This is a genomic window from Aestuariivita sp., assembly GCF_021404545.1.
In the GTDB taxonomy this organism is placed as follows: Bacteria; Pseudomonadota; Alphaproteobacteria; order Rhodobacterales; family Rhodobacteraceae; genus Aestuariivita.
Genome location: NZ_JAAWWD010000022.1, coordinates 1 through 21,445 on the forward strand (window position 1 = coordinate 1; position 21,445 = coordinate 21,445).

At 59.6% G+C, this 21,445-nt stretch carries 16 protein-coding genes and 1 pseudogene; 8 read left to right on the forward strand and 9 right to left on the reverse strand.

Annotation, left to right across the window (positions count from 1 at the left end; all coding sequences use genetic code 11):
- Nucleotides 1-390: 390 nt before the first annotated feature.
- From HEP69_RS08595 to HEP69_RS08610, 4 genes are all read right to left on the reverse strand, one after another.
- Nucleotides 391-738 carry an EamA family transporter gene (locus HEP69_RS08595; protein WP_290558139.1) on the reverse strand — a complete coding sequence of 116 codons (348 nt, stop codon included), beginning with the start codon at nucleotides 736-738 and terminating at the stop codon, nucleotides 391-393.
- Complete coding sequence (locus HEP69_RS08600) at nucleotides 739-1,275, reverse strand: EamA family transporter (RefSeq protein ID WP_290558140.1); 537 nt, start codon at nucleotides 1,273-1,275, stop codon at nucleotides 739-741.
- Nucleotides 1,272-1,652, reverse strand: coding sequence for a tautomerase family protein (locus HEP69_RS08605; protein ID WP_290558141.1), 381 nt, complete (start codon nucleotides 1,650-1,652; stop codon nucleotides 1,272-1,274). The genes HEP69_RS08600 and HEP69_RS08605 overlap by 4 nt, the downstream gene beginning before the upstream one ends.
- A 64-nt stretch (nucleotides 1,653-1,716) precedes the next feature.
- Nucleotides 1,717-2,649 carry a 3-keto-5-aminohexanoate cleavage protein gene (locus HEP69_RS08610; protein WP_290558142.1) on the reverse strand — a complete coding sequence of 311 codons (933 nt, stop codon included), beginning with the start codon at nucleotides 2,647-2,649 and terminating at the stop codon, nucleotides 1,717-1,719.
- Between the two features lie 158 nt (nucleotides 2,650-2,807).
- On the opposite strand from HEP69_RS08610, the gene HEP69_RS08615 reads away from it, so the two are divergent.
- Nucleotides 2,808-3,665: a LysR family transcriptional regulator gene (locus tag HEP69_RS08615; protein WP_290558143.1), complete on the forward strand. Its 858-nt coding sequence runs from the start codon at nucleotides 2,808-2,810 to the stop codon at nucleotides 3,663-3,665.
- Between the two features lie 198 nt (nucleotides 3,666-3,863).
- Here HEP69_RS08615 and HEP69_RS08620 read toward each other — a convergent pair.
- Both HEP69_RS08620 and HEP69_RS08625 read right to left on the reverse strand, forming a co-directional pair.
- Nucleotides 3,864-4,154 (reverse strand): annotated as a pseudogene (locus HEP69_RS08620) (integrase core domain-containing protein); the annotation flags it as partial.
- Between the two features lie 107 nt (nucleotides 4,155-4,261).
- Nucleotides 4,262-6,463 (reverse strand): PBP1A family penicillin-binding protein, encoded by a 2,202-nt coding sequence (locus HEP69_RS08625; RefSeq protein WP_290558144.1) that lies wholly within the window; start codon nucleotides 6,461-6,463, stop codon nucleotides 4,262-4,264.
- A gap of 255 nt (nucleotides 6,464-6,718) precedes the next feature.
- On the opposite strand from HEP69_RS08625, the gene HEP69_RS08630 reads away from it, so the two are divergent.
- Both HEP69_RS08630 and HEP69_RS08635 read left to right on the forward strand, forming a co-directional pair.
- Complete coding sequence (locus HEP69_RS08630; RefSeq protein WP_290558145.1) at nucleotides 6,719-7,057, forward strand: P-II family nitrogen regulator; 339 nt, start codon at nucleotides 6,719-6,721, stop codon at nucleotides 7,055-7,057.
- 32 nt (nucleotides 7,058-7,089) lie between these two features.
- Entirely contained in the window at nucleotides 7,090-8,427 is a 1,338-nt protein-coding gene (locus HEP69_RS08635) for an ammonium transporter (protein WP_290558146.1), read from the forward strand.
- Between the two features lie 631 nt (nucleotides 8,428-9,058).
- Here HEP69_RS08635 and HEP69_RS08640 read toward each other — a convergent pair.
- Genes HEP69_RS08640 through HEP69_RS08650 form a run of 3 tightly spaced genes read right to left on the reverse strand, consistent with a single transcriptional unit; the run spans nucleotide 9,059 to nucleotide 14,893 of the window.
- The gene (locus tag HEP69_RS08640; RefSeq protein ID WP_290558147.1) at nucleotides 9,059-10,555 is read right to left on the reverse strand and encodes a BCCT family transporter; all 1,497 of its coding nucleotides are present in this window, start codon (nucleotides 10,553-10,555) and stop codon (nucleotides 9,059-9,061) included.
- A gap of 36 nt (nucleotides 10,556-10,591) precedes the next feature.
- Nucleotides 10,592-13,645 carry an efflux RND transporter permease subunit gene (locus HEP69_RS08645; protein ID WP_290558148.1) on the reverse strand — a complete coding sequence of 1,018 codons (3,054 nt, stop codon included), beginning with the start codon at nucleotides 13,643-13,645 and terminating at the stop codon, nucleotides 10,592-10,594.
- A gap of 3 nt (nucleotides 13,646-13,648) precedes the next feature.
- Nucleotides 13,649-14,893: an efflux RND transporter periplasmic adaptor subunit gene (locus tag HEP69_RS08650; RefSeq protein WP_290558149.1), complete on the reverse strand. Its 1,245-nt coding sequence runs from the start codon at nucleotides 14,891-14,893 to the stop codon at nucleotides 13,649-13,651.
- A 296-nt stretch (nucleotides 14,894-15,189) separates the two neighbouring features.
- Here HEP69_RS08650 and HEP69_RS08655 point away from each other — a divergent pair, with 296 nt between their 5' ends.
- The 5 genes from HEP69_RS08655 to HEP69_RS08675 all read left to right on the forward strand — a co-directional run bounded on the left by HEP69_RS08655 (nucleotide 15,190) and on the right by HEP69_RS08675 (nucleotide 21,028).
- Nucleotides 15,190-16,026 carry a flagellar motor protein MotB gene (locus tag HEP69_RS08655; protein WP_290558150.1) on the forward strand — a complete coding sequence of 279 codons (837 nt, stop codon included), beginning with the start codon at nucleotides 15,190-15,192 and terminating at the stop codon, nucleotides 16,024-16,026.
- 99 nt (nucleotides 16,027-16,125) lie between these two features.
- Nucleotides 16,126-17,427, forward strand: coding sequence for a flagellar hook-basal body complex protein (locus HEP69_RS08660; protein WP_290558151.1), 1,302 nt, complete (start codon nucleotides 16,126-16,128; stop codon nucleotides 17,425-17,427).
- 43 nt (nucleotides 17,428-17,470) lie between these two features.
- Nucleotides 17,471-18,922 carry a flagellar hook-associated protein FlgK gene (flgK, locus tag HEP69_RS08665; protein WP_290558152.1) on the forward strand — a complete coding sequence of 484 codons (1,452 nt, stop codon included), beginning with the start codon at nucleotides 17,471-17,473 and terminating at the stop codon, nucleotides 18,920-18,922.
- A gap of 1 nt (nucleotide 18,923) precedes the next feature.
- Nucleotides 18,924-19,931, forward strand: a complete 1,008-nt coding sequence (locus HEP69_RS08670) for a flagellar hook protein (protein WP_290558153.1) — start codon at nucleotides 18,924-18,926, stop codon at nucleotides 19,929-19,931.
- Complete coding sequence (locus HEP69_RS08675; RefSeq protein WP_290558154.1) at nucleotides 19,928-21,028, forward strand: flagellar basal body P-ring protein FlgI; 1,101 nt, start codon at nucleotides 19,928-19,930, stop codon at nucleotides 21,026-21,028. Before HEP69_RS08670 ends, HEP69_RS08675 begins: the two co-directional genes overlap by 4 nt.
- Nucleotides 21,029-21,445 lie beyond the last annotated feature (417 nt).

Sequence of the window (21,445 nt, forward strand, 5' to 3'; positions counted from 1 at the left end):
TTTTCCCCCCCGCCGTGAGGACGACGGGCCGCTGGGCTTCAGACACTATTTGCGGTTTGCCCTTAGGAGGATGTCCTCTCGCCGCGTATCCAGAGCGCGATGGCCGGTGCGGCATCCGCGCATTGTCGCCACCCGTGACAGGACGGTCCCGTCAGCGCGAAACCTCTTCAATAGGCGGCAGGCAGACGCCTGACTGAGCTCCGGTTCGAAAGCAAGATCGGCAACAGCTGCTGCAGTAGACTGGCCAGAACCGCGCATCAGGACCTGACGGATCGCAGCTGCTCGGCGACAGGCTTCATCCCAGAGGGCGTCGTCAATCTCGTCCGGCAGAGGTTCGGTCATGGCGAGAATCCCAAGGATAAACCGGCGCCACAATTCTCAAATCAAGTGCTAAGTCTTGGCAATCCCAACTGCGAGCGAGATTTTTTCGCCGAAGACGGTGTATCCTATCAGAGCCGCGTAGAAGAGCGAGACATAGAAGAACAGTACGATGACTTTGGCATCAGACATTTTCGCGGCGCGGAACATGCAGGCCTGGCCGAGGATCGCCATCAATCCAATCAGCAAGAGGGCGTTCGATTGCGATGGTGTCGGCCACACAAAGCCGGGAGCCATGCAAGCTCCGGATATGAGGACGCCGGTCAGGTTACTATGAAACAAGATCGTCACCGCGCCATCATTCGTCCGAGCAAGCCACTTAACGCCGACGACTTCAGCGCCCATGAAAGCCGCGGCCATTCAGGCGATGGATGCATCGGCAAGTGGAACGCCTGAACCGGGGCAGGCAACGATCATCGCGCCCGACATACCAATGCTCGCCGCGAACCAACGACGGCGCGGAACCCGTTCGCCTAGGAGAATGGCCGAGAAGATCATCGCGAAGATCGTACTTGTGACTCCGATTGCGGCCGCAGAGGCGAGTGGGACCGTCCGGATCGCTGCGAACATCAGAGCGATCCCCCCGAACCCGGCCACTGTCTGGCCAAGATCGCGGCCCGGTGACCACATGCAAAAGTGCATGGGGCGTCCAAGCATGAACAAAAGCAGGAGCAATGCTGCGATCGCATACCGCGCAAACGTCATCTGGCAGACGGGGATCGGCTGGTACCCTTCCAGCGATTGGAGGATCATCTGCTGATTGAGCAGACCAAGGTACTTCGCGGCGGCGTTCATCAACGAGAAGAAGAGTGCACCTAGAAGCGTCCAGAATGCGGCCTGCTCGGAGGTGTCGAGTATCGGTTCGTTATCCCGAAACCCGGCCGCCAGCGACGTCACGCATATTGCGCGATCCCATTCCCGAGGGACCAGTTCTCCTTCACTCCTTCGATGACGTTCACGAATACATCTTCCGGTCGCATACCTGGATTGTTCGCAAGCAGTTCGACAATCCGGGCGTAGAGCGCCTTCTTTTGGTCCGATGTCTGGCTGGCCATGGCGCTGATCTGAATGAATACGACGTCGTCGCTGCGAGCGATATCGAGATAGCTCGCCCCATACCTGAAATTCGACGGGTCGTGTTCCGTCACGGTGATGAATTGATCATCTTCCGGAACGCTAAAGGTGTCCCGCATCGCTTGGTAGACGCCATCGATGAGCGCTTGGCGATAGGTTTCGGATTTTCCTTTGCGAAGCGATATGGAAACAAGGGGCATGTTTGGTCCTTTCACTGAGGGTTGGTGCATCGTTTGAGTGGAAAATGTGGCGTCGCGCCAAAACTCAGAAATTCACCATGTCGCCACCTTTCAGTGCCAGGCGCTTGCGGGCCTCGTCGGGCGTTGCAACACGCAACCCAAGGTTTTCGATGATGCTTCTGATCTTGCGGACTTGCTCAGCGTTGGATTTGGCGAGCTCACCGGGGCCTATGTAGATCGAGTCCTCCAAGCCGACGCGCAGGTTCCCCCCCAGCATTGCCGACTGCGTAGCGAAGGGCATTTGGTGACGTCCCGCTGCCAGCACGGACCATTCGTAGTTTTCTGCGTCGAACAGCTTGTCAGCAGTATGATGCATATGCGTCAGATGCGCCGGATCCGCGCCCATCCCCCCGAGGATGCCAAATACCATTTGGATAAAGAACGGCGGCTTCACCAGCCCCTGATCCACAAACCAGGCAAGGTTATGGAGGTGGCCAATATCGTAGCACTCAAACTCGAATCTCGTGCCGTGCCTGTCTCCAAGCTCTTTTAAGGCATACTCGATAGTCGCGAAGGTATTCGGGAAAATATAGTCTTTGGTCATCTCTAGAAACGGAGCTTCCCAGTCGTGTTTCCAGCCTGAGTATTTTTCCAGTAGCGGGAAAATCCCAAAGTTTATCGACCCCATGTTGAGGGACGCCATCTCAGGGCTGGCGGCGACAGCCGCGCGCAGACGTTCTTCCATTGTCATCCCAAGGCCGCCCCCCGTGGTGATGTTCATCACGGCGTCAGTCGCTTGCTTTATAACAGGAAGAAATTGCTTGAAGGTCTCTGGCCGCGCATCTGGCTTACCCGTTTCCGGATCGCGCGCGTGAAGATGGATGATGGACGCCCCGGCCTCTGCCGCTTCAATCGACGCGGTTGCTATGTCAGCTGGGGTAATCGGTAGATGGGGCGTCATGGTTGGTGTGTGAATGCCCCCCGTCGGCGCGCAGGTGATGATGACAGGCTTCGGCATACGCTCTTCCAACACGTTGTTTCGCAATCATCTTAATCAGACCTGGCGCGCCAGATGGATGCATACGAGCACAGGCTCAAAGATGTCTGGTTCACCATAGCTGATCGGTATATATTTCAGAATACGATGAATGATGATTTCAGTGATGAGGAAATGAAATGGCAATCCGTCGCCTCGATCTCGACGCAGTTCAGGCTTTTGTGCATATCGCAGAATTGGGTAGCTTTACCCGCGCCGCCGACGCCTGCCAGATGACCCAGTCCGCCGTGAGCCTGAAGCTGAAGCGGCTCGAAGAGCGCTTGGACTGTCGTCTCGTCGACCGTACGCCCCGGCATGTGCAACTGTCTTCGCAAGGCGAAGCGTTTCTGCATCATGCCCAAGAACTGCTGGCGGTTCACGATAGGGCAACAGCGACCATCACCGCCTCGCGGGAGCGCTTGGCGATAGGGATCAGCGATCACGTGGCTGGTCCGGAACTCCCGGCGCTGATCGCCCGGATGAATGATCAGGACCGACAGCTCTTGATCGAGGTACGGATCGGCTCCTCAGGTGATTTGTTGCAGAGCTTCGACCGGCGCGAGCTCGATGCGGTAATTGTCCGTCTTCACGTCGGTCGAACCGACGGCGAGATGCTCGCCCACGAGAGGTTCGGTTGGTACGCCTCTCCGACTTGGAAGCACCGGGCGGGCGAGCCACTGCCGCTTGCGACGCTTGCTGAACCGTGCGGCGTCCGCGTTATGGCGGGCCAGGTTTTAGATGAGGCTGGCGTGTCGTGGACCGAGGCATTTGTCGGTGGTGGTGTTGCTGCGGTTTGTGCAGCGGTCACGGCGGGCCTGGGAGTGTCCGCCTTGGCAAAACGGATGCTGCCCCTCGGCGCGGTGGATGTTGGCGAGACGTTGGGATTGCCTGAGCTACCGCGTTTGCCGGTCTTGCTGCACTCTCGGGTTGGAAGTGGGCGTGCGCACGATGCTATGGCAAGACTTGCGGCCGCATTTCGAGGTGTCGCAAACGCATAGGTCGCGTGTGGCGTTCGTCGATACGACAGCAGACGGTCGAAAGCCATGGAGCGCTCATCGGCAAGGTCCCAGTGTCGAACAAAAGGTCGGTGCATTTCGCGACGGACCGTTCTGGTCCGAACGTGGGTTTGGGGCATGGTCCGGACTTATGTATCAAATTGAACCGGCCCGGTTTTGCCGGAGGCCTTTTACTCCGTTTCAGGCGACGTTATCGAACTTCTCCTTGGCCTCTGCTGGCGGGATGTTTCCGATGGGCTGAAGCAGGCGGCGGTTGTTGAACCAGTCGACTCGCTTCAGAGTCTCCGATTCGACGGCATCCGCGGTTTTTCTTGGTCCCTGCCGATGGATGACTTCGGCCTTGAACAAGCCGATGATGGTCTCGGCCAGGGCATTGTCATACCTGTCGCCGACGCGGCCGCCCGACGGCTCGATTCCGGCTTCGGCCAGGCGCTCCGTATAGCGGATCGACACATATTGGCTGCCCCTATCCCCATCGTTCGACAGATCCCGTAAACAGTCCTTCCAGCTTCCGTCTATCGGCAACGGGTCCTGAGCCGAAGGACACCTCTGTCACCTCCACGACGGGGTCACGTTGGTCAGCGATCACCGGCACGGGGCGCGGGAGCGTTTCCGCCATCCCCGCCGAGAATGTCCCGCAGCATCCGGTCAAGAATGCCCTCGACCGTCTGGCCCGCCTGTCCGCCGCGCGGCTGAGCGGGGCCTGCGGGCGGCTGCATCGGCAGCGGGTTTACCGGCAGTCCGTCATGCACACGCAGCATCGTTTCACGCCAGATCTCGGCCGGTAGGCCACCGCCCGTGACACCTGTCAGGGGAGTGTTGTCGTCATACCCCATCCACACACCTGCCACGTAATCGGCGGAAAAACCTATGAACCAGGCATCCCGCGCGGCCTGGGTTGTGCCCGTTTTGCCGGCCACAGGCCTGCCGGGGAGCGCAGCGCGCCCGCCTGAACCATCGCTGACGGCCTGTTCCATCATCCAGATCAATTGTTCCGCGGCATCCTGCTGGATCACCCGCTCGCCGATGCCGCCATCCGAGCCCATCAGCGGCAGCTCATCGCCCATCAGGCGCAGCTCGACCATGCCATAGGGTTCAACCGCCGATCCGCCATTGAGAATGCCCGCATAGGCGCCCGTCATCTCGATCAGCGTGCTTTCCGAGGCCCCCAGCGCCAGGGCGGGGCCCAGCGCCAGATCGCTCTGGATCCCGAATCCTTCAGCTACCGCACGCACTTGTTCGCGCCCAACGCTTTCGGAGATTTTAACCGCCGGGATATTCAGCGATTCCTTGAGCGCATGGGTCAGCGTAACCTCTCCGTAGAACTGATTGGTATAGTTGCGCGGACACCATTCGCCCGACCCCGGGATGGTCATGCACAACCGGTCATCCACGACCGTGTCGCGCGGCGAATACCCAAGGTCGAGCGCTGCGGCATAGACAAACGGCTTGAAGGAGGATCCGGTTTGGCGCAGCGCCTGGGTCGCCCGGTTGAACGCACCCGCGACGCGCGTCTTGCGCCCGCCGACCATGGCACGGACGGCACCATCGGCACTCATCACTACAATCGCCGCCTGGGCCTTGGATCCGTCGCGTACCTTGGTCTCGAAGATTTCCCGCAAGGCATCCTCGGCAGCTGTCTGGAGCCTCTGGTCCAGGGTCGTTCGGATCACCACATCTTCGGTTGTGTTGCGGGTAAAGTAATCGGGGCCCGACGACATGACCCAATCGGCGAAATAGCCGCCCGCCCGCGCCTCTGCCGCCGCGCTCAGCTCGGCAGGGTTGGCCATGGCCATCGCCCGGTCGGTGTCCGACAGATACCCCTGTTCGGTCATCAGGCGCAGGATGGTCGCCGCGCGGTTTTGCGAGCGTTCAAGGTCGTTGGTCGGCGCAAATCGCGTGGGTGCCACCAGAAGGCCGGCCAGCATCGCAGCCTCGGCCGGATTGACCTCGGCCGCCGATTTGCCGAAATAGCGCTGGCTCGCGGCCTCGAACCCGCGCGCTCCCGCGCCCAAAAAGGCCCGGTTCATATAGATCGTCAGGATCTCGTCCTTGGAATACTTGACCTCCATCGCCAGGGCATAGATCGCCTCTTTGGCCTTGCGCGACAGCGATCCGCGCCGACAATCGGCTTCATACTCCGCTTCGGTCATGGCGGACGTCGGGTCGAACGGCTCTCCCAGGCACAAAAGCTTGGCGGTCTGCTGGGTGATAGTAGACCCGCCATGTCCCGACAGCGGACCGCGCCCCTCGGCAAGGTTGATCCGAATGGCGCTGGCCACGCCGCGCGGGCTGATCCCGAAATGACGATAGAACCGCTTGTCCTCCGTCGCGATAATGGCGTTCTTGAGATGCGGGGAGACGGTGTCTGCGCTGACCGCGCCGCCGAACTGTTCGCCACGCCAGGCAAAGACCCGCCCGTCCCGGTCGAGCATCGTAACCGATCCGCGCGCGCGGCCATCCAGCAACGCCGACAGATCGGGCAGGCTCATGTACTGGATGCCGACCGCGACGCCGATCAGTGCGGCAACCACCGCCGAGACGCGCCAGACCACCGCCCAGAGCAACCGACCGACCCAGCGCAGGGCCGCTCCGATCAATCCGCGGAATCCAACCGCACGCGCAGGCGGTCTGCGCCGCCCACCGCCACGACCGGTGGTGCGCCGCCTGGTTGGCGCGCTTTTTTTGGGCTTGGCCTTTGCGGTCGGTTTTCGTGCCGATGAATTCGGATACCGCCTGTCGGCCACCAAGGGCGGTTTACGCCGCCGTGAATCGCTCATTATCTGCCCTGCCCGGCTCTGATTTTTTTGCACCATACCCTGCCTGGATGGATTTGTTGAGACTGGTATCGCGCAATTCGAACCCTTCCAATTTCGCCTAATTTTTCATCGCATTCACGTATTTGTGCAAAAATTATGCAACTTCTCGGAGGGCGCCCTGTCTGAATCCGCTGCACCACGTTTCATTGCCCCCCGCATTTGCGCTCTGAATTCCCGTGTCATTGCAGGGCGACCTGCCTACCGAAGGGGACGCAAGTGAAACTCATCATTGCTACAATCAAGCCTTTCAAGCTGGAGGAGGTTCGCGAAGCGCTGACCGAAGCCGGCGTGCGGGGCATGATGGTAACCGAGATCAAGGGCTTTGGATCTCAGTCCGGCCACACGGAAATCTATCGCGGTGCGGAATACGCCGTGAACTTTGTACCGAAAATAAAGATCGAGATCGTGGTCGCCACAACGATGGCGGATCAGATCGTCGAAACCATCGCCAAGACCGCGCAGACCGGGAAAATCGGCGACGGAAAAATTTTCGTGCTCGATGTCCAGCAGGCGATCCGCGTGCGGACTGGCGAGACGAACGAAGACGCTCTGTGAAAAACAGCGTAACGCATAGGGAAAACAGACGGATGAAACTTCTCAAAACACTTCTTCCGGCCGCCGCACTGGTTGCGCTGCCGACCCTGGGCCTGGCCCAGGATGACGGCCCTGTCGCGGGGGTGAACCCCTCGACAGACATGGTCTTTATCATGAATTCGCTGCTGTTCTTGGTTGGCGGCTTTCTGGTGTTCTGGATGGCCGCAGGCTTTGCCATGCTTGAGGCCGGCCTGGTGCGCTCCAAGAACGTGACCATGCAGTTGATCAAGAACATCTCGCTCTTTTCGATGGCGGCGATCTTTTACTATTTGATCGGCTATAACCTGATGTACCCGCTGGGCACATGGATGATGGACGGGATTGTTTCGGGCGTCTGGGGTCCAGGCGTTCTGGAAGCGGTCGGCGTCACGGCCGACGCCGCAGATGATTATGGCTATGCGGCCACATCGGGGGACTTCTTCTTCCAGTTGATGTTCTGTGCGGCCACCGCCTCCATCGTTTCGGGGACCTTGGCCGAGCGGATCAAGCTGTGGCCATTCCTGATCTTTGTGATCATCCTGACTTCGATCATCTATCCGCTGCAAGCGTCGTGGAAATGGGGCGGTGGCTTCCTGGACGAGATGGGCTTTTTGGATTTTGCCGGTTCGACTGTCGTACACTCGGTCGGTGGCTGGGCCGCTCTGGTCGGGGCCATCATCCTTGGGCCGCGTATCGGTAAATACAAGGACGGCAAAACCGTTCCGATCCCCGGCTCGAACCTGGCGCTGGCAACCCTTGGGACATTCATCCTGTGGATGGGCTGGTTCGGCTTTAACGGCGGTTCGCAGCTGGCCATGGGGTCGGTCGGAGATGTGGCCGATGTGGGCCGGATCTTTGCCAACACCAACACGGCGGCCGCCGGTGGTGCGATTGCGGCACTGATCCTGACCCAGGTCCTGTACAAAAAGCCGGACTTGACCATGGTGCTGAACGGCGCGCTGGCCGGTCTGGTGTCGATTACGGCTGAACCTCTGACGCCGTCGCTGGGCATGGCCACCCTGATCGGTGCCGTGGGCGGTGTGATCGTCGTCTTTGCGGTTCCGTTCCTCGACAAGCTCAAGATCGACGATGTTGTCGGCGCGATCCCGGTACACCTGTTTGCCGGTATCTGGGGCACCATCGCCGTGGTTCTGACCAACCCCGATGCGAACCTGGGTGTGCAGCTCTTCTCGATCCTGGTCGTGGGCGTCTTTGTGGTCGTCAGTTCGGCGGTGGTCTGGTTCATCCTCAAAGCGACGATGGGTATCCGTGTCGGAGAAGAGGAAGAAATCAACGGCCTCGACATGTCCGAGTTGGGTATGGAAGCCTATCCGGAATTCTCCAAAGGCTGACGTCTCCTTCCGACAGCCTTTCACCACCTGCCCGGGCGTTCGCGCCCGGGTTTTTTGCGACCAGATTGTTCCCAGTGCGCAAAATCCACCGATCGCTGCCGGCTCCGCGAAAGGTTGCCTGATTGATCAAGGCCAATGCCATCAGCCAGTTCATTTTGGCATCCGGTCCTCTGTTTGTGGAGAAACGCAAAGATCAAACACCCCTATCTTGGTCCGGGACGCTGTCCTGCGAGATGATCGCTCTACCATTGCGCGCTACGGTATTTTTGCACCTGCCGCTAGTCTGCCCGCTTAGAACGCTGGAGAACTGGTGTGAGAATCCGTCCTGAGGCCCCGTAACAACGCTGGATTGCGAAGTCCGCGCACGGTTATCCTGCCGCGCCTCCAAGAGGTCGAGCGGTGTGGTGGGAGCTCTCGGGTGGAGGGAAACATGGCGTTCATTCGGCTTTGTCCAAGGTGCGGTCGAGGATCCGCTAATGGCCCTCGCGGCCTTTGGCAGGTTTGCCAGAAACCGGCCCACCTCCGCAAGGATCAGGCCAGCAAGCGACGTTACTTTCGTGGCCTCATATACAACCAGATCATCGCGCCCAGAAAGGCGAATGTGGTGACGTTCATCAGCGTATCTGCCGCGTCACCGATCAGCATGGGTTTCTTCCTTGAGGGCACGCGCCAGGCACGTGACCAGCAACACGATGATGAACACAAAAGGCAAAGCACCCAGAGCGATCAGGCTGCGGACCGCCTCGATCGACCCCGACAGGATCATCGCACCACCCAGCAATCCCAGCACAACACCCCAGATCAGCCGCACGCGCGGGGCAGGCTCGGGATCGCCGCCGGTCGAGAATGTTCCCAGAACAAAGGCCGCGCTGACAACGCTGGTGACGATGAATAGGAACGCGGCGCAGATGGTGGCCACCGTCGTGAGCCCCGAGAGAGGCAGCCGAGCCAGCAGGTCAAACGTCACCCGTTCGACATTGGATTGCGTCGTGGCGACCAGTCCGCCATTACCCTCCAGCGTGTCAAAAAGCCCGATACCGCCAAAGGCGCCAAACCACATCATCGAAAACAGGGTTGGCACAAACAGGACACCCAGCACGAACTCACGGATCGTTCGACCCTTGGAGATCCGTGCGATGAATACACCGACAAAGGGCCCCCAGGCGATCCACCAGACCATATAGGTCAGTGTCCAGTCAGCAAACCATTGGCCCAGCACATCGTCGAAAAAGGTGAAGGTCTGAAAGCCGCGCGGTACAACCTCTGCGATGTAGGTGCCAAAACTGTTGAGGATGGCATTCATGAGGTATTGCGTGGGTCCGAACAGGATCACAAAGATCAGCAGGAAACCTGCAATCAGCATCGCCAGGTTCGACAGGCGCGACATGCCCTGACCCAGATCGATCATCAAGGGCGGCAGGTAGCATAGGAACAGCGCCGCAAAAACGGCAATCAGCAGCTCCTGCCCAGCGCCGTTCCCCTGCATGAGCACATCAACGCCGTCTGCGACCTGAAACACACCCATCGCGATCGAGCCGCCGACGCCAATGGCAATCGCGGCGATGGCCAGAAAATCCGACAGCCACCCGGTGACCCGCGCCCAGCCCTCGCCCGGGAACAGCGAGATCAGCGGTGCGCTGATCAGCATCGGGGTGCCCCGGCGAAACGCGAAATAGGCGATACACAGGCCGGTTGCCGCATAGATGCTCCAGGCGTGCAGCCCCCAATGAAACAGGGTGGTTGTCAGGGCTTCGCTTGCCGCAATGGGCTCTGGCAGGAAATCACGCCCGAAGGCGAAATGGGTCAATGGCTCGGCCACGGCCCAGAACAGCAGCCCAACGCCCATGCCCGCGGAAAACAGCATGGCCAGCCAGGCGGGTGTCGAAAACTCCGGTTGGCTGTCATCGGCGCCCAGCCGGATGGTCCCATAGCGCGACAGGGCGATCCAGACGCAAAAGACCAAAAGGCCGGTCACTGTCAGCATGATGAACCAACCCCGCCCTTCAAAGGAGCGTTCAACGATTGCCCGCGAGACCGCAACGGCTCCCTGCGGGTCGAAGATCCCCCACAGCCCTACGGCCCCCACCACAGTCAGCGATGCGGTCAAAAGCGGTGTGTTTGCCTGCATCAGGCGGTATCCGGCATGCGCTGCGCGGTGGGCCCGTCAGGTCGCATTCGGCTCGACCTCATCCCCTGCGATCCGAAAAAAGACTGTGTAGAGCGTTGGCACGATGATCAGCGTCAGGATCGTCGCAAAGCTAAGACCGCAGATAATCACCACGGCCAGGGATTTGAAGAAGGGATCCCACAGCAGCGGCACGACCCCTAAAACCGTAGTAAGAACACCCAGTGAGACGGGTCTGAAACGGCTGACGGAACTGTCCACAACCGCCGCCATGCGCGCCTTGCCACCGGAGATTTGCGTATCGGTTTCGTCGATAAGAACGATGGCGTTCTTGATCAGCATGCCGGTCAGCGACAGGATGCCCAGGATTGCCATGAACTCCAGCGGTGTCCGGGTCGCGGCCAGGCCCCAGATCACACCAATCAGCGCCAACGGGACCGTCAGCCAGATGATCAGCGGCTGGCGCAAGGCGTTGAAAAGGAAGATAACAACCAGCACCATCGCGCCAAACCCCAGCGGCATCGTCGCGGCCAGGCCCGCGTTGGCCTCGGTCGAATTGCCAAACTCGCCCTTCCATTCAAAGCGATACCCAGGCGGCAGCTCAATTGCTTCGATCGGGCCACGAACCTCGTCAAAGAGGTCTCCTGACAGCACACCCGGTGCGTTGTCAGATTGCGCGGTGATCGCCAGATGCCTGTCGATCCGGCGCAGATTGCCCGCCTCGAACACCAGATCAAAGCGGTCCACCACCTGAGCAATGGGAATATATCCGCCCGCCACCTGGCTAAAGACTTGGACGTCGCGCAGATTGCCCACTTCGTTCCGGTCCGCCTCGAAAGGGCGCATGATGATGTCGCGCAGCTCGTCGCCTTCGCGGTACACCCCCAGATTGGCGCCATTGAGGTGACTGTAAAGCGCGTTCGAGATCTCGCCTTGGGTCAGTCCCAGGCGGCGTGCGTTTTCGGTGTTGATCACTGGGCGGATCGTCTGCACCTGTTCGCGCCAGTCATCCTTGATCGCGATGGCTCTGGCATCGGCCATGATCTGTTTGGCCTGGGCCGCGAGGTCGCGCAGGACGACCGGGTCGGGGCCAAAGAACCGGGCTTCGATCTTGGAGCCGCCGCCCGGCCCCAAGACGAACTTCCAGACCTTTGCTGTCGATGCAGGAAACTCCGCATCGACCCAGGTTTGCAGATTGGTCTGCAACGCCGCGATCTGGGAAAAGTCTTCGACATCCACCAGCACCTGGCCATAGGCGGAGTTTTGGTTTTCCGCTTCGTAGATCAGCATAAAGCGCAGATGCCCACCACCGACCATCGCATTGGTTCCTGTCACGCCATCGAGGCTGCGGATGTGTTCTTCGATGCGCAGGATGTCGGCTTGGGTCTGGGCGATATCAGTGCCTTGCGGCAGGAAGTAATCCACCACGAACTGCGCGCGCGTCGACGTTGGAAAGAACCCGGGCGGCACCATCGAAAAGAGGGCGATCGCCGACACAAAAAGCCCGGCGATCACGGCGACAGTGATATAGCGCACGCGGATCGCTTGGGCCAAGAGCCCGCGATACCAGCGCAAAACGACGCTTTCGCGTCTTTCTGCCTGACCTCCGGGTTTCAGGATCAGCGTGCAGAAATAAGGTGTCAACCAGATCGCCACCAGCCACGAAAAGAGCAGGGCAATCGCAATCGTCCAGAACAGGCTGCCGGCGTATTCTCCGGTGTTGTCTGGTGAAAAACCGATGGCCGAAAATGCAAGCAGGCCCACGACCGTCCCGCCCAACAAGGGCCATTTTGTCTGCGCCACAATGGACTGCGCGGCGCTGGCCGCGTCTTCGCCCTTTTGAACCTTAACCAGTGTGCCTTCGACCACCACGATGGCATTATCGACCAGCATCCCCAGCGCAATGATCAGCGCCCCGAGGGAGATCCGCTGCATGTCGAGCCCATATATATACATCCCAAACAGCGTCCCGGCCACCGTGACCAATAAGATGCCGCCCATCAGAATGCCCGACCGCAGGCCCATGAAAACCAGCAGCGTGCCCACGACGATAATCAGGGCCAAAACCACATTCATCACAAAGTCATCGACCGAGACCGCCACCGTGGCCGACTGATCCGAAATCGGCAGGATGTCGATACCGATCGGGCGCTCCGAGATCAGCGCATCCATCCGCTCTTTGACGGCTTCGCCCATGGTCACCACGTTGCCACCGCGGGTGTTCGAGATCCCGATGCCGATGGCAGGCCGCCCATCGCGGAACAGCAGTGCGGTCGCCGGTTCCCTCAAACCGCGGGAAATGGCCGCAATATCGGACAGACGAAACGACACGCCCGTTTGCGGATTGGTGATCAGCAGATTGCCGATCGCCTCGGTCGAGCCAATGGCGGTTTGCGGCCTGAGCTCCAGCCGGGTTTGTCCGGCCCTAATCGAACCTGCCGGGGTGACGAGGTTCTGGCCCGTAAGGATGTCGCCGATCTGGCTGGGAGCGAGACCCAGCTCGATAATGCGCGCCGGTGAATACTCGACATAGATCACCTCATCCTGCACGCCGTTCAGAACCACTTTGGACACACCATCGACGGTGACCAGTTCACGTTGCAGGTCTTTGGCGTATTCATGAAGCTCGCTCAGCGTGAAGCCTTCACCCACGACCGCAAAGTAGAGGGCAAAGACGTCGCCGAAGTCGTCAAAAACCTGCGTGGCCAGCGCATTGGGGGGCAGATCCGCCTGCGCATCGCTGATCTTGGCGCGCAGCTGGGTGAATTTCTGGTTGAGCTCGGGATAGTCCGGTGTCTCGGCAATCGTGAACTCAACCGTTACATTGCTCAGACCGGGGGACGAGACAGACCGCACCTCTTTGACGCCAGAGAGTTGTTGGACCGCGTTCTCGATCACTTCGGTGACCTCGGTGGCCACCTCTTCGGCGCCCGCGCCCGGGTAGGGGGTAATGACCTGCGCCTGCCGGATTAAGAATTCCGGATCCTCGAACCGGGGCAGGTTCACATAGGCGAAGTACCCGGCCACCAAGATCAGCAGGGTCGAAACGGCCGAGATCGCCCTCTTTTCAATCGCGAAACGCGCGAGATCCATGGGCTATCCCCCGATCTGGGTAATCGGGCGGATGCGCATGCCATCCATAATCTGGCTGACGCCAGCCGATATAATCGTGTCACCGGCCGAGAGGCCTTGGGTCACCACCACATGATCCCCGGCAACCTCGCCTAGGGTTATGGTCTGGCCGACAGCCGTGTTGCCATCCTGCACGACCCAGACAAAGGGCGATCCGTCGGACTTGGACGCCACAGCCGTCAGAGGTATGGTCAGGGCGGTGGCTTCGCTTGGCGCGGTGCTGATCACGCGCCCCACCATACCCGGCAGGATCATCTCGTTTCTTGGTACCGCAACCGCGACACGGGCGCGATAGGTCTGTGTCGCGGTGTCGGCCTGCACGGAAAACTCGACGGTCTGTGAGTCAAAGATCTGGTCCGGCAACGAGTCAAAGATCACCCGGTTGACGATACTGCCGGGACCATTGCGACTGAGCGCCGTGATATCGGGACCCGGCACGTCAAAGGACAAATGCACGACTGACAATGCCTGTAGCAGAGCGACGGACTGGCCTGCCTGCACGTTGCTGAAATTGTCGATGTCGCGCCGGGCGATGATGCCCGCGAACGGCGCTTCGAGTGTTGCATAGCCGAGGTTGCTTCGCGCGACCGTCAATTGCGCTTCGAGCCCGCGAATTGCGGCTTCCGCCGCGTCGATTTCTTCGGGACGGCCACCGGATTGGCCGATCCTCAACTGTTCGATCTGGGCCTGCAGGTTCGCTTCGGCCACGCGCAGGTTCGCCTCGTCCTGTTCAAGCCGGGCGTCTGCCACAACCCCCCGCTCTGCCAGCTCACGGGTGCGTTCTGTCTGTTCGCGGGCCTGATCCACCTGAGCCTGCGCCGAGGCGACCGCCGCTTCCAGCGCCACGATCTCTTCGGCGCGGGCGCCTGTTCTGAGTGCGTCAAGCTGCGCCTCGGCCTGGTCCACCTGGCTTTCAAGCTGGGCGACCTGGGTCTCGAAATCCTGCGGATCGAGCGCCGCGATCAGGTCCCCCTCCTCGACCTCCACTGCCCCGCGGATTGGCAACTCGACCACCTGTCCGCTGACCCTGAAAGACAGCTCGACCTCTGCCGATGGCAGGACGATGGCCGGATAGGTGCGCCTCAACTCATTGGTCGTTTCCGCAACAGTAAAGACCTTGGCAGGACGCGCGACGTCCTGCGCGCTGGGCGCCACAGGAATGGACACTGCCGCCAGAGCGATCAACACAAAGATAACAACACGTTTCATAATATACGCCTCTGCCCTTAAAGCTCGGATCGATAAGGGCCTCAATTACCTAAATATTCAAACAGAAAGGAAGATGCAGCATGTCAATGGCAACACAAATCCTTGTGGGAACGTGTTTGCTGTCAGTTTGTGCGCATTTGCACGTTGCTGTCGTTGTGGTGATCCTTCCGGTGTTTCCGCGCCTTGCCTCATTCGGCGAACAGGTTCACAGGGTCGAATTGCTACAAGTTGATCTGTTAATCCAGCCTTTACCTCCGCTGGTGTATCCCCGCCCTGGGTGAATAAAGGTGGTGGAGATGAGCGCGCAATCAAACGTCGCGCCCACGATCATCAAACGAAAAAAGGTTGTTGCGGGCGACGGGCACCACGGTGGGGCCTGGAAGGTCGCTTACGCGGACTTCGTAACCGCGATGATGGCCTTTTTCATGATGATGTGGCTATTGAATGCGACAACAGAAAAGCAACGCAGCGGGATCGCGGATTACTTTACCCCGACGGTACCGATCAACCGCCAATCCGGCGGTGGCGAAGGGATGTTCAACGGCAACGCGATCTTTTCCGAAGATGTGTTGACCCAGGTCGGGACGGGTGCATCGCAAGCGCGCCCGACAGAGGCGAACCGCGCCCGCGGCCAGATGGAAGCGGAGAACCAAGGCGCCAGCCCCGAAGATAACTCGGCGTTTCGTCAGATCGAGGAGGCGTTGTTCAGCCAAAGCGGCGAGAGCATGGTCTCGGACGCGTTGATGCGCCACATCATCACCCGCGTGACCGACGAGGGTCTGGTGATCGAGCTTTTTGATCTTGAGCGGGCCACTCTTTTTGAAGAGGGAACGGACGAGCCGACCCAGCTGATGCGTGATCTTGCGGCGATGATCCAAAGGGTCAGCGGGCTGGTCACAAACCAGATCGCCGTTGGCGGGCATGTCCGTGCAAACCCCGTCGTACAGGCCACAAACCCGGTTTGGAGCCTGTCGGCGGCGCGGGCGGACCGGATGCGCACGCTTCTCAAGGGCAGCGGTATGTCGTCTGACCGAATTCGCCGGGTCACCGGTCACGCGGACCGGACGCCTGTGGCCAGGGATCCGATGGCGATCCGAAACAACCGGGTGGAGGTGATCTTCTTGCGTCGGTGACTGGGAAATAGCGCGACTTTTAGCTGTTAGCGCGGTGTTAAGTCCGCCTGCGGTATCGCTGACATCGAACTTGATTTGATGCTGCAGAAAGGCGCGCATATGACCATTTCCTCCTCCCTCAATGCCGGTGTTGCCGGATTGGCGACCAATGCTTCTCGTCTTGCGACGATCTCGGACAATATCGCGAATTCCTCGACGATGGGGTACAAGCGGGTTCAGACCGATTTCTTTTCGATGGTAAGCAGCTCGACGGGTGGCTTTTACTCGGCCGGTGGTGTCCGGGCGACCACACAGCGCCTGGTCAGCGAAAGCGGATCATTGGTAAGCACGTCGAATCCGACGGATCTTGCGGTGCGCGGCAGGGGATTCCTGCCCGTCGTGACAGAGGCGCAGGTCAATGCGCCCCAAGGCGATCTTCAGATGCGTCTGGCCTCGACCGGGTCGTTTCGGCCTGATGAGGCGGGGTATCTGAAAACGACTTCCGGGATGATCCTAATGGGCTGGTCGGCCAATGCCGATGGCAGCATTCCACTGCAACCGCGCGACACCGCCGAAGGGTTGGTTCCGGTTCAGATCAACGGCAATCAGTTGATTGGCACGCCAACCACCGAGATGACGGTTGGTGTGAACCTGCCGGCGGCATCGACAGAAGCGGGGGCAGCAGGTGACCCGGAAACCCTGTCCGTCGAATACTTTGATAACCTGGGCGCTTCCGAGACCATTGTGATCGAATTCACGCCAACGGTTGCGGGAACCGGCTCGTCGAACGAGTGGACAATGGTCCTGACAGACTCGGCATCGGCAGGCGCGGTAATTGGGGAATACACTCTTACCTTTGACGACAGCCGAACCGGCGGTGGCACCCTGAACGCCGTCGCGACCGTAACCGGCGGGACCTATGATGCCGCCACCGGGAGTGTCGTTGTCAATGTCGCCGGAGGGCCGATTGAGCTCAACATCGGGGCCTTGGGCGAACAAGGTCGGATGTCGCAACTGGCCGACACATTTACCCCCGTCGTGATCGAAAAGGACGGCGCCCCTCCGGGTAATATGGTTGGTGTTGAAATCGACGCGAACGGTTTTGTGATTGCGCAGTTCGATACGGGTGAAAACCAGGTGATCTATCAGATCCCGCTGGTCGATGTGACCAACCCCAACGGTATGATGACGATGGGTCAGCAGACCTATACGCCAACCTCTGACAGCGGCGATTTCTTCCTTTGGGATGCCGGCACCGGTCCGACGGGCGAATACGTGTCGTTTGCACTGGAGGAATCGGCCACCGATGTGGCGGCGGAATTGACTGCGATGATCCAAACCCAGCGCGCCTATTCTTCGAATGCCAAGGTGATCCAGACCGTCGACGAGATGCTGCAGGAAACCACCAACATCAAGCGTTGACGCTGAACTGACCACAAGCACCGACTTATGAAAGGATCCAGTCATGAGCATTTCATCCGCGTTCAGCGGCGCGCTCAGCGGATTGCAGGCGTTTGGAAAGGCGTCCGAGATCATTGCGGCGAATATCGCGAATGCAACCACGCCTGGATATGGCAAGCGGGCGGTGGTGTTGGCCTCAAGTACGGTGGCTCCCGGCGTTGGCGTCGCCGGGATCAGCAGACTGGCCGATCCGGTTGTTCTGGCCGCACGGCGGACAGCCGAGGCACAGTTCGCGGGATCAGAACAGGTTGCCGGGTTCTACGCAGGCTTTATGCAGAATGTCGGGACAGCGGATGATCCAACCTCTCTTTCGGGGCGGATTGCCACGTTCGAGGCCAAATTGATCGAAGCGGCAAGCTTTCCTGATGCGCCAGCCAGACTGAACAGTGTGGCCCAGGCAGCGGTCGAGCTGGCGGACGCGTTCAATCGCGCGGGGAACGGCATCTCGGACGCCCGCAGTGCCGCAGATCAGTCCATCGACCGGCAGGTGATCCGGTTGAACGTCGTGCTCTCCGAGGTGGACCTTCTCAACACCCAGATTACCACTGCGCAGTCGCGGGGTGTGGATACGGGCGGTCTTTTTGATCAGCGTCAGCTGCTGATCGATGAAATCAATGTCATGGTCCCGGTTCGTGAAGTGGCCCGGCCAAACGGGCAGGTCGCTCTGTTTACCGAGGCGGGCGCGATCCTCCTTGATGGCAAACCGGCAGAGCTGGAGTTTACTGCGGTGAACACGGTGACGCCGTTTCAGTCCTTGGCCGGAGGGACGCTGTCCGGCCTGACTATGAACGGCATGGCCATCCAAACCAGCGGCCAAACCAGCCCGCTGCGCGGTGGAACGCTCCTGGCCCAGTTCGAGATTCGGGATCAGGCAGCCCTGGCGGCGCAGACCCAGCTGGATAGTGTCGCTCGCGACCTGATCACTCGCTTTCAGGATCCTGCGGTTGATGCCACGCTCGCCCCAGGTGATCCGGGTCTCTTCACGGATGCGGGCGCCGCGTTCGATCCGATCAATGAGGCGGGGATCGCCAGCAGGATCACGATCAATGCTTTGGTCGATCCGATCCAATCCCCTGAAACCTGGCGCCTGCGATCCGGGCTTGGAGCTGTTGCGCCGGGCCCTGTCGGTGATGGAAGCCTTCTGAACGCCATGCGCGATGCGCTCAGTGACGTCCGTTCGGTCGCATCCGGTGATCTGGGACCCGGTGCCCAGACCTCGTCCGGGCTGATGTCAAAGTTGTCCTCTTGGGCGGGGGCCGCGAACTTCAACACCGAACAGCGGTTGAGCTTCTTGTCGGCCAGTTACAACGAAATGGTGGAGCAGGAACTTTCGACGGGCGTCGATACCGATGCGGAACTGCAGAACCTTCTGGTTGTCGAAAAGGCCTATGCCGCCAATGCACGTGTTCTGGCCACGGTGGATGAAATGATGGAACTTATATTGGGGCTTGGATGACATGAAAGCGACAGCAATCGGTGATTTGGCTCAAACCTTCATGTTGCAGCAGCGCAGTACGCAATTGCGCGCCTCAATGCTGCGCCTTACCCAAGAGATGAGTACGGGCATCGTCTCGGATGTGCAGAGCCGATTGGGTGGGGATTTTGCGAAGCTGTCCGGGCTTGAGCATCGGATGACAATTATGGACGGTTTGCGCGTTGCCAATACCGAAGCGGCTGGTTTCACCGAAGCCGCCCAGATGCGGCTTGGCCGCGTGACCGATACGGCAGGTGAGCTAGGCAATTCGCTTCTCGCGCTTGCCGCCAGCCCCGGTACCGGGGTTGTCAGCGGTTCGGCCGATCGAGCAGCTGCGGCCCTCGAGGATGCTGTTCACGAACTCAATGCCAAATTTGCCGGACGTGCACTCTTTGCCGGCGTGAGCACCGACAGTGCGCCACTCATCGATGCGGGTGCCATTCTGGATGAATTGCGTGTCGTGGCAGCCGGTGCCGGAACCGCCGCCGCTGCGATCACCGCAGTCGGAACCTGGTTCAACGATCCAGCGGGGTTTGAGGCGACCGCTTATCAAGGTTCGACCACCGATCTTCAACCCTTCGCCATCAACGAAGACAGAAGCATTCCATATGAGCTGCGCGCTGACGATCCAGCCGTTCGCGCGGCCCTTCGAGATATGGCTGCCGCAGCCCTTGTCACCGATCCGGCCTTGGGTCTTTCCGGTGCCGAGCAAGCGCAATTGGTCAGCGATATCGGAGAATCCCTGCTGGTCGTTCAGGATGACCTGATCGGCCTAAGCGCCAATCTCGGCGTCACCCAAGAGATGATCGAGCGGGCGTCTGTGCGCCAGGAGACTGAACGCCTCGCGCTAGAAGATGCGCGCAATACCCTCTTGGCAGCAGATCCCTTCGAGACGGCAACCGAACTTGAGGCCGTGCAATTCCGACTAGAGAGCCTTTACGCCGTAACGGTTCGTTCGTCCCAACTCAGTCTGGTGAACTTCCTCAGATGATACGCATTTTCTCCGCTTTTTTGCTGTTTGTTTTACCCACATGTATTCTGGCCAATCCCGTACGCATTAAGGATTTGGTCGAGTTTGATGGTGTGCGCGGTAATGATCTGGTCGGCTACGGGCTGGTGGTTGGGTTGAACGGAACCGGCGACGGCCTCCGAAATGCGCCGTTCACCGAAGAGATCATGACGAATATGCTGGAGCGGCTCGGCGTGAATGTGACCGGTGAGCAGTTCCGCCCCAAAAACGTGGCCGCTGTTTTCGTCACTGCGACACTGCCTCCGTTTTCACGCACAGGCAGCCAGATCGACGTTACGGTCTCGGCCATTGGCGACGCCAACAGCCTGTTGGGGGGTACACTGGTGATGACGCCTCTGAATGCAGCGGATGGGGACATTTACGCTGTAGCGCAAGGTACGATTATTGCTGGAGGTGTGACGGCGCAGGGCAATGCGGCAACCGTCACGCAAGGTGTTCCAACAGCCGGCGTTATTCCATCCGGGGCTCGGGTCGAGCGGGAGATTGATTTTGAATTCTCATCGCTAAGCCGGGTGCGCCTTGCGTTGAGAGAACCTGACTTCACGACGGCAGGCCGTATCGAGCAGGCGATTAACAACGACTTTGGGCGGGCGGTTGCGATCATGCTGGATTCTGGCACTGTGGAACTGAACGTCGCTGATACCCGCATGGTCTCTACCGCCCATGCGATTGGCCGGATAGAGAATATCGCCGTTGAACCGCAGCGGCGCGCACGCGTCGTTGTCGACCAAAGGTCTGGAACTATTGTAATGGGAGAAGATGTGCGGATTTCTCGTGTTGCAGTTTCTCAAGGTGGACTAACTTTGCGGGTCGAAGAACGGCCCCTGGTTGTGCAGCCCAATCCCTTTGCAGAAGGGGAAACTGTCGTTGTCCCGCGTACCGATGTGGACATCGAGGAAGAACCTGGTACCGGGTTGGCCGAAGTTCCCGATGGGACATCCCTTTCGGAGGTAATTGCGGGCCTCAATGCTTTGGGCGTTTCCCCCCGGGATATGATCGACATCCTTAAGAGCATTAAGGCGGCCGGTGCTCTGCATGCTGAATTTGTAGTTAGGTAGGAGGAAATTCATCGACTGATATGAGTTGGCCTGAATGAGATCAGACACCGCTCCCGTGTCAGCAAGCTGGAATAGCGGCGGCACATCTCTTGAATGAGATGATGATGGTCCGTCTTGGTGGTTGTGCAAACCAGCCACAAAGCGAGGAAGCCAAGATGTTGAGTCCCACCGATATGTTCATCAAACACAAGATCGGATTGCTGACCCGGGTGGAGAGACTCGGCAGAGCATTCAAAGCCTCCGTGATCACAGGCCTTGGACCTTCTTCCAGAGAACTGGACCGGTCAGTGAACCGCCCCTTGTTTACCGGAGACTGTTAAGCTCGTATTTCAAGCTGCAATGTCGTCAGTTTTCAAGCTCCTGTAGTACGCGCCCTCTGCTTCTTGTGGCGGGATGTATCCCAGTGGTTCAACCAGG